Here is an 8,551-nt window from a genome sequence, read left to right on the forward strand (position 1 = left end):
GACTTTTCAAATGGAAGTCTATACTTAAGTAGAAGTGTAAAATTTCTTCTTAGAATGAAACAAGTACAAAAGTCAATGTATTGATTGACCATAATTATGACGTAATCTATGATTCGTGTGAAAAGGCAAGTCATTTATTAGAATAATTATGCTCTCTAGATTATTTTTCAGGCCCACATCACCCTAATCAAAATAAATTAAAACATAAGAAACCCCCGACAGCACATTTCAGTACCGTCGAGGGTTTCACTGGTTGAGGCGAAGGATATCTAACCCCTGTCCAAAATTCATAGCACCTAGTCATATACTAGTATAAATTTTACTAAGCGACAATTCCTTTTACTTTTAATTTTTCAAGCATATCAGTAGTCATTTTTGCTAAATCATATTCAGCAACAAATCCCCACTCATTTTTAGCACAACTTGAATCCATTGAGTTTGGCCATGAATCTGCGATTCCTTGTCTTATTGGATCTACATCATAATCCATTTTAAAACCTGGTATATGTTTTTTAATTTCAGCAGCTATTTGTTCTGGTTCAAAACTCATAGCTGCAATATTAAATGCATTTCTATGTATTAATTTTGATCCATCAGCTTCTAATAAATTAATTATTGCATTTATTGCGTCTGGCATATACATCATATCCATTTTTGTTCCTTTATCAATAAATGATGTGTATTCACCTGACTTTAATGCTTCATAATATATATCGACAGCATAGTCAGTTGTTCCCCCACCTGGAAGAACTTCATAAGAAATTAAACCTGGAAAACGGACGCCTCTTGTATCAACTCCGAATTTCTTATGGTAATAATCACATAATAATTCTCCAGCAACTTTATTTACACCATACATAGTTGTTGGTCTTTGAATTGTATCTTGGGGAGTATTATCTTTAGGAGTAGCTGGACCAAACGAACCTATAGAACTTGGAGTAAAAAACTTGCATTTCATTTCTCTAGCAACTTCTAATGCATTTACAAGTCCACCCATGTTTATATTCCAAGCGAGTAGTGGTTTTGCTTCAGCTGTTGCTGATAATAGAGCCGCTAAATGTACTAATGTATCTGCTTCATATTTTTTAACAAGGTGAAGCATAGCTTTATGATCAGTTACATCTAATAATTCAAAAGGCCCTGAAGTAACTACTGGGCTATTCTCTAGCCTTCTTAAATCTGTAGCTATTACATTCTCACTACCATAAACTTCTCTCATTTTCATTACGAGTTCTGAACCTATTTGTCCTAAGGCTCCTGTTACTAATATCTTTTTCATTATATTCCCTCCAAATTTAGCCAAATGGCTTGTACTTTTGTAAACTTCTAAGATTTATATGTATAGCCCCAGTTATTAGGTGCTATATTCAAAATATTTCTTTATTTTATTATCTGCATTTCTTTACCAACTTTTTCATAAATCGCTAGTGCATTATCTAACATTTCTTTCGTATGTGCTGCTGTAGGCATATTTCTTACTCTTCCAGCACCTTTTGTAACAGTTGGGAATACTATTGATTTTGCATAAACCCCTTCTTCAAAAAGTTTTTTACTGAATTCTTGAGTTTTAAGTTCATCTCCTATTATGCATGGAGTAATTGGAGTTTCACTATTTCCAATATTAAACCCAAGCTCTTTTAATCCCTTCTTTAGATAATTTGCATTCACCCAAAGTTTATCATGTAATTCAGTGCTTTCTGTAAGTATGTTAATAGCTTCAATAGCAGCTCCTGCTGCCCCTGGAGTTAATGATGTCGAGAATAAGAATGGTCTAGCCCTAACCATGAGCCAATCAATTAAGTCTCTTGTTCCAGCTACATATCCGCCTACAACTCCAATAGCTTTTGATAATGTACCAATTTGGAAATCTATTTTATCAGAAAGTCCAAAGTGGTGTACAGTACCAGTACCTTTTCCCATTACTCCTGAACCATGAGCATCATCTACATATGTTATTAAGTCGAATTCTTGTGCGATCTTAACAATTTCCGGTAACTTAGCCACGTCACCATCCATTGAGAATACACCATCAGTAATAACCATGATTTTTTCATATAAGCCTGATTCTACTGCTTCTTTTGCTTTATTTCTTAAATCTACCATATCAGAATGTTCTACTCTTATTATTTTCGCACCGGATAATCTGCACCCATCAATTATTGATGCATGATTTAGGGAATCTGAAAGAATAGCATCTTTTTTATTCATTACCGCTGAAATTGCTCCCATATTACAATTGAATCCTGACTGGAAAGCAATAGCTGCTTCTGTATGTTTAAATTCAGCAAGTTTCTGTTCCAATTTAGTATGAATATCTAAAGTACCATTTATTGTTCTAACCGCACCTGCACCCGCACCATATTTCTTAGTTGCTTCAATAGTAGCTTCAATCATTCTAGGACTCGTAGCAAGACCTAAGTAGTTATTTGAAGATAAATTGATTAATTCTTTATCCCCGATTGTAATAATAGGTCCATTTGAACTTTTCAGTACATTTATTACATTATACAAACCTTTATTTTTTAAATCCTGTAAATTTTCTGCAAGAAAATCGTGTAAAGCTTTACTTCCCATAATGAAAACCTCCATTTAATTTATTTGTTTTATACACTTATAATATTATATTGTATCAAGCGTATAATATATTGCACGTCTGTTTATTTTATTATAACATATGTGCAATATATTATACATCGGAATATCAAAAAAAATAATTGTTTACACTTAAGATATAATTATAATCACTCAAAGCGGTCTTAAATATTGAGAATTTCATAAAACTATGATAAGATTAAACTGCATGTGTGGAATATATTACATAACCAAAAGGAGCAAACTTTGAATAATATCAATTTAATTATAGGGAATAATCTTAATACATATCGTAAAAAAAGAGGCTATAGTCTGGATAGAGTTGCTGAAATGACTGGTGTTAGCAAAGGTATGCTTGCCCGAATTGAAAGGGGAGAAACCAACCCATCCATCTCCACTCTGTGGAAAATTGCAAATGGTCTTCATATTTCTTCTACTTTCTTACTCGAAGCAGAACCTAATGACTTAGTCATAGTTAAGAAGAACAATACCACACCTATTACTGAAGGCAATGATAAGTTTAGTGTTTTTCCTACTTTCGCCTTCGATTCTAACAAAAAATTCGAAGTGCTTGTAGTAGATCTTGACGTTGGATGTATACATTCTTCTGAACCTCATGAAAATAATGCTGAAGAATATCTATATGTGAGCAAAGGCGAATTTCAATTAACCATTCAAGGTACTAGTTATAATCTCAGCGAAGGGGATTCAATAAAATTTCTTGCCGATAAAGCTCATGAGTACAGAAATAACTCTAAAGAATTAGCCCGACTTCATATTATTATTTATTATAACAACAATATGTAATTATAATATTTTTAATACTAAATACAACGTATGTGGTTGAATGTCCTTTATAAAGCCATAAGAAAATTAAATCCTTATGGCTTTATAATAAATTACAATTATGATATAGTTTTTTGTGCATTAATTACTTCCAGCTAAGTATCCTGTAGAAAATGCCATTTGAAGATTATATCCACCTGTTTCAGCATCAATATCTATAACTTCTCCAGCGAAATAAAGGTTTTTTATAAGCTTTGATTCCATAGTCGAAGCATTTATCTCTTTGACTTTAACTCCACCTGAAGTTACTTGAGCTGCTTTAATTGATAAAGTTTCTCTAACTGTTAGCTTCATTTCCTTCATATAAGCAATTATCTTATTCTCGTCTGTCTTCTTTAAATCACTAATCTTAACGTCGGTTAATCCTAACAGGTCAAAGATTTCCTTTAAGAAGTTTTGTGGAAGAATACCTTTTAAATTATTAAGTACAGTCTTATTTACATTGCACCTCATAATTTCTGATATCTCATCCTTAGATTTATCTTTTAAAAAATCTAAAGTAACCTCTACTTCTCCCTCTACTAAAGCTTTGCTTATATATGATGAAAGCTTTAATACCGCTGGTCCTGATATTCCAAAATGAGTAAATATCATATCACCAAACTTCTCTATTCTATTCTTTTTAATCTTAGCTGAAATTACAACATCCTTCATTGCAACTCCTTGTAAACTCTTAACAAAATCTTCCTTTATAACTAGTGGAATCAAGGCTGCATATAAAGGTGTTATAGTGTGTCCGTTTTTCCTTAATACTTCAAACATAGAGCCATCTGAACCAGAATCTGGGTAACTCTTTCCTCCAGTTGTAACAATTACTTTTACCCCTAGAATCCGCTTACCATCATCAGTTACTACCCCTTTAGTTTCTCCATCCTCAACTATTAACTCATGGACTTTACTGTTGTACATAATCTTAACGTTATTTCTTGCTAAATCAGCCTTTAATAATTCTATAACTTCATCGGCCTTATTACTTTTGGTATATACCTTTTGGTCAAGTTCTTCCTTATATTCTAATCCATTCCCTTTAAAGTATTCTAAAAGTTGCTGGTTTGAAAATGTATAAAGAGCACTGTATAAGAATTTCTTATTGCTTACTATCTTATCAAAAAATTCCTCTATATCTCTATTATTTGTAATGTTGCATCTGCCTCCACCTGTAAGTTTTAGCTTGGCACCAATTTCTTTATTTCTTTCTATTAATATAACTTCACTATTTTTTGCTGCACTAATGGCTGCCATAATACCTGCAGGTCCTCCGCCAACAACAATGACTTTTAACATACATACACCTCACTAAGTTTCATAATCTTATTTTTATTTAAATTGTATTTAACCACATTTAAGCCTGTGTAAGTTCCAATTATATATGAAAAGTATGAAAGTGTATATGCTTAAATCCCTATGTCAATTTAAAGTCTTTATATCTTCTTTTGAAAGATCTTATGTGATTTCTTTAAAAGTTCATCTGTATATGATGTAATATGCTTATAAACATTTTCGTTCATCTCTTTGTAAAGCTTCACATTTTCATCAATTGGCATAAAAGTGTCTCTACGTTTCACCATATGCTCAATCGCTTCTTCCCTTCCCTTATAAACTCCAAGTGCTAAGGCTGTACATATTGCAGCTCCCATGCTGGCAGACCCATTTACCACATTTCTGTAAGCCGGTACGCCAAAGACATCAGCAAATATTTGCATAAAGAGTTCTCCATTTGATCCGCCACCACTAACAACAATATTAGATATTTCTATACCTCGTTCATCACACATCGCCTCAGCATAATTCTTCATTGTAAATGCGATACCTTCAAGCATGGAGCGAAACATGTGTTGACCCTTATGCGTACCGTTAAACCCAATTATCATACCACGCTCATACAACTTATCAGGGCGCGCTAGCCAGTTAAGCACTGTATAAAGGCCACAACATCCGGCTGGCACATCTGCTCCTAGAACATTTAGATACCCTTCTGGTGTCATACCTCTCTTTTCAGCTTCATTAACAATATCACTACCTAGAAGATCCTTTATCCATGTAACAGTTGCCATACCACGCCTTATACCGCTACTTTCATAAAGCCATTCGCCTTTGGTAGCTCCTGGATTGCTCCAGTAGTTCACTGTACTCGGATTATTTTCTTCTCCAACCATCATTGAGGTAATATAAGTACCTAATGATACTAGGACTGTTCCATCATTTACAAGCCCTGCACCCAAACCTTCAACTGCTTTGTCATTTGCGGTTGACACTACTCTCACACCTACTGGTATACCTGTCGCCACGCTAGCTTTAGCTGTAATTTCACCCATAATCGACGAAGGATCAACAAGATCAAACAACATTTCTCTTGGTGTAGTAAATTCGTCAAACTTTTCTTGATCTTCAAACCATTCCAAAGTCATTGGATCTATTGGCCAAGGACCTACATAGTTGGATCTTGTATCCTTTGTCTCACCAGTCAGTCTATAAGTTAGATATCCTGTTGAAGTCGTTACATACTTCACATTGTCATCATCATGTTCATAAGGTCTTGATAATCTAAGATCCATCCAGCTTTGCAACGGTGATGCCAAATCACCATTTTCTTTAACCAGTGCACGACAACACCTAATCGAGCCAAGTCCAACTCCTATAATATCTTTTTTATCACCATGGAATTTTTTAAACATTTCATCACAAGCCAGCTTCAAGCTATCCCATAAATCATCACCAGGATGTTCTGCTCTACCATTTTGACCCAGCTCGATTTGTCGAAGCTGTAATGTATGAGAGCAAATCTCTGTTCCTAATGTATCAAAAATGGCTACTTTTGTACTTTGTGTTCCACCATCAATTGCTATAATATATTGATTTATCATACGCTTCCTCCTATGCTAGATTGTTATTTACTATCATACTATCTCATTAAATAACCACCATCAACAGCTAAAACAGAACCATTTACAAATTGAGAAGCTTTACTTGCTAAGAATACTGTCGCTCCCATTAAATCATGAACATCTCCCCATCTGCCCTCTGGTGTATGTTCCATAATCTTTTTATTCCTTTCTGGATCATTCATTGAAAATTCTGCAGCTTTAGTTTTAAAATATCCTGGTGCAATACCATTAACTTGAATATTGAATTGTGCTAATTCATCAGCATATGTTCTTGTTAAACCAGCGATACCAGCCTTTGAAGCAGTATAAGCTGGTGACCATTGTCCGCCGAGGTAAGATAACATTGAACAAATGTTAATAACCTTGCCGCTCTTTTGTGGAATCATATATTGTATAGCTTCATGAGTCATTTCAAATGCTGCTGTAAGATTAATAGCTATCATTGGATCCCATTCTTTTCTACCAAACTCTAGTACTGGTTTAATTAAACAAATCCCTGCACAGTTTACTAAAATATCCACTGAGCCTAATGTTTCAGCACATTTATCAATTATTGCCTTAGGAACACCTGGTTTTGTCATGTCCCCTTCCATATATACCACTTTTACGCCTTCTGCTTCGATTAGCTTATTAAATTCTGGATCATCCGGCATAACACTTGGAATTAAGATATTTGCTCCTGCTTTTGCGAGCGCTAGAGAGAATGCCTGACCTAGTCCAGTGTTACCACCAGTTACAATTGCATTTTTGCCTTTTATCGAAAAATAATCCATTTTAAAATCTGTAATATTAATTTTTATTCCCCCATTCTATTTTTATTTGTTTTTTCTATTAACTTATCAATAAACTCTATGGCATCTCCTTCAACAACAATATCTGCCAAACTACAAATAGGAGCATCCTTATTTATATTTACTGAAATTATATTTTCAACATTTTTTAATCCTTCAATATGTTGAAGTGATCCATAAATCCCTAATGCAATGTATAATTTGGGGCTCACAGTTTTTCCTGATTGCCCTACTTGAATACTTCGAGAGGCAATCCCACTATCAACAATGCTTCTACTAGCAGATACCATTCCATTCAATTCATCTGCTAATAAATATAGATGTTCAAAATCTCCTATTACACCAGCGCCACCAGAAATCAAAATTTCACTTTCTCTTATATCTTTTACATTTTCTTTTTCTTTTGTTTCAAGTAGTCTAATCTTGCTTGGTTCCAATGTAGTTGGTTTAAAGTGAATCTTTTCTGTTTTCTTCAAAGAATCTGTGGTACTTACAAATACATTTGGTCTTACACTCATCATAATGGTTTTACAATTCCTGTTAACAATACCGGCAAAAATTTTTCCACTAAAGGCTGGTCTTACCATCTCCACTTGACCATTATTATGCTCAATGGCTGTAACATCTGCAACTAAGCCAACTTTAAGTCTCATTGATAGTCTTGGTGCAAGCATCCTACCTAAGTATGTGGCTGGAATAAGTATGCTATCAAAATCATAAGTATGATGTAATTCTTCTATGCAATTTGTTATGTTTTGAATATCATAATTCTTTATCTCTTCATTTTTAATGGTAATTAGATAATCAAATTTCCCATCAATTAATCCATCATTATGATTAAAACAAATAGCATAGGTTTCATATTCACTATCTTTATATATCTGACTTACTGCTTCTAATAAATCTATGGAGTTCTGAAAATCTTCTTCATCAAAGTAGATTAAACTTTTATTCATAATCAAACAAACCCCTTAGCTTTTAAAAATTTATACACCACATCAATTCCTTCATCATCATTACGTACAACCACTTTTTCTTTCTTCTGAAGCTTCCTCGTAAATGTTCTATTAACTTTAGTTAATGACCCAGAAGTACCAACTTCATCATTAAGAAACACCAACTCTTCATTTGTAATAACTGATAACCTATCTCTTACATTAAGCTCTAAATCCTTGTATTTTACAAAAGGTAATTTATATTTGCTCTGTTTTCCTATACTTAGAACACTTGGAAGTGCCATCTCGTATTTTGAGAGGTTTTTTTCACAATCAACCTCAACTATCACACTATCATTTTCCAAACTCTCCTCATATACCTTCACAATATTAGATAGCTGACTAATTTGTAATATTTCAGCAAGTTGCGCCGGGATGTGGGCAGTATCGCCATCCAAGGAATGACTTCCAGTAAGAATGAAATCATATTCCTTATCCCTTA

7 protein-coding genes and 1 pseudogene are annotated in these 8,551 nt (G+C 33.7%); 1 reads left to right on the top strand and 7 read right to left on the bottom strand.

The window, feature by feature from the left end; genetic code table 11:
* Positions 1 to 322 precede the first annotated feature (322 nt).
* Positions 323 to 1,279, bottom strand: a complete 957-nt coding sequence (locus tag JJE11_RS09590) for an L-threonine 3-dehydrogenase (protein ID WP_291634965.1) — start codon at positions 1,277 to 1,279, stop codon at positions 323 to 325.
* Between the two features lie 101 nt (positions 1,280 to 1,380).
* Positions 1,381 to 2,574 carry a glycine C-acetyltransferase gene (locus tag JJE11_RS09595; RefSeq protein WP_291634967.1) on the bottom strand — a complete coding sequence of 398 codons (1,194 nt, stop codon included), beginning with the start codon at positions 2,572 to 2,574 and terminating at the stop codon, positions 1,381 to 1,383.
* 264 nt (positions 2,575 to 2,838) lie between these two features.
* Between JJE11_RS09595 and JJE11_RS09600 the strand changes: the two genes are divergently transcribed.
* Positions 2,839 to 3,399, top strand: coding sequence for a helix-turn-helix domain-containing protein (locus JJE11_RS09600; RefSeq protein ID WP_291634969.1), 561 nt, complete (start codon positions 2,839 to 2,841; stop codon positions 3,397 to 3,399).
* Between the two features lie 120 nt (positions 3,400 to 3,519).
* On the opposite strand, the gene JJE11_RS09605 is transcribed toward JJE11_RS09600, so the two are convergent.
* From JJE11_RS09605 to JJE11_RS09625, 5 genes and pseudogenes are all read right to left on the bottom strand, one after another.
* Positions 3,520 to 4,722, bottom strand: coding sequence for an NAD(P)/FAD-dependent oxidoreductase (locus JJE11_RS09605; RefSeq protein WP_291634971.1), 1,203 nt, complete (start codon positions 4,720 to 4,722; stop codon positions 3,520 to 3,522).
* Positions 4,723 to 4,859: 137 nt separating this feature from the next.
* The gene (locus JJE11_RS09610) at positions 4,860 to 6,302 is read right to left on the bottom strand and encodes an FGGY-family carbohydrate kinase (RefSeq protein WP_291634973.1); all 1,443 of its coding nucleotides are present in this window, start codon (positions 6,300 to 6,302) and stop codon (positions 4,860 to 4,862) included.
* Positions 6,303 to 6,340: 38 nt separating this feature from the next.
* The gene (locus tag JJE11_RS09615; protein WP_291634975.1) at positions 6,341 to 7,096 is read right to left on the bottom strand and encodes an SDR family oxidoreductase; all 756 of its coding nucleotides are present in this window, start codon (positions 7,094 to 7,096) and stop codon (positions 6,341 to 6,343) included.
* 23 nt (positions 7,097 to 7,119) lie between these two features.
* Positions 7,120 to 8,070 (bottom strand): electron transfer flavoprotein subunit alpha/FixB family protein, encoded by a 951-nt coding sequence (locus tag JJE11_RS09620; RefSeq protein WP_291634977.1) that lies wholly within the window; start codon positions 8,068 to 8,070, stop codon positions 7,120 to 7,122.
* A 2-nt stretch (positions 8,071 to 8,072) separates the two neighbouring features.
* Positions 8,073 to 8,551: pseudogene (locus tag JJE11_RS09625) on the bottom strand (hypothetical protein); the annotation flags it as partial.

The sequence above is a fragment of the Clostridium sp. genome (genome assembly GCF_016650095.1).
Classification (GTDB): Bacteria; Bacillota; Clostridia; order Clostridiales; family Clostridiaceae; genus Clostridium_AD.

Coding starts and splice junctions, on each gene's coding strand:
- JJE11_RS09590 (WP_291634965.1), bottom strand. CDS start 1,279: ATGAAAAAGATATTAGTAACAGGAGCCTTAGGACAAATAGGTTCAGAA.
- JJE11_RS09595 (WP_291634967.1), bottom strand. CDS start 2,574: ATGGGAAGTAAAGCTTTACACGATTTTCTTGCAGAAAATTTACAGGAT.
- JJE11_RS09605 (WP_291634971.1), bottom strand. CDS start 4,722: ATGTTAAAAGTCATTGTTGTTGGCGGAGGACCTGCAGGTATTATGGCA.
- JJE11_RS09610 (WP_291634973.1), bottom strand. CDS start 6,302: ATGATAAATCAATATATTATAGCAATTGATGGTGGAACACAAAGTACA.
- JJE11_RS09615 (WP_291634975.1), bottom strand. CDS start 7,096: ATGGATTATTTTTCGATAAAAGGCAAAAATGCAATTGTAACTGGTGGT.
- JJE11_RS09620 (WP_291634977.1), bottom strand. CDS start 8,070: ATGAATAAAAGTTTAATCTACTTTGATGAAGAAGATTTTCAGAACTCC.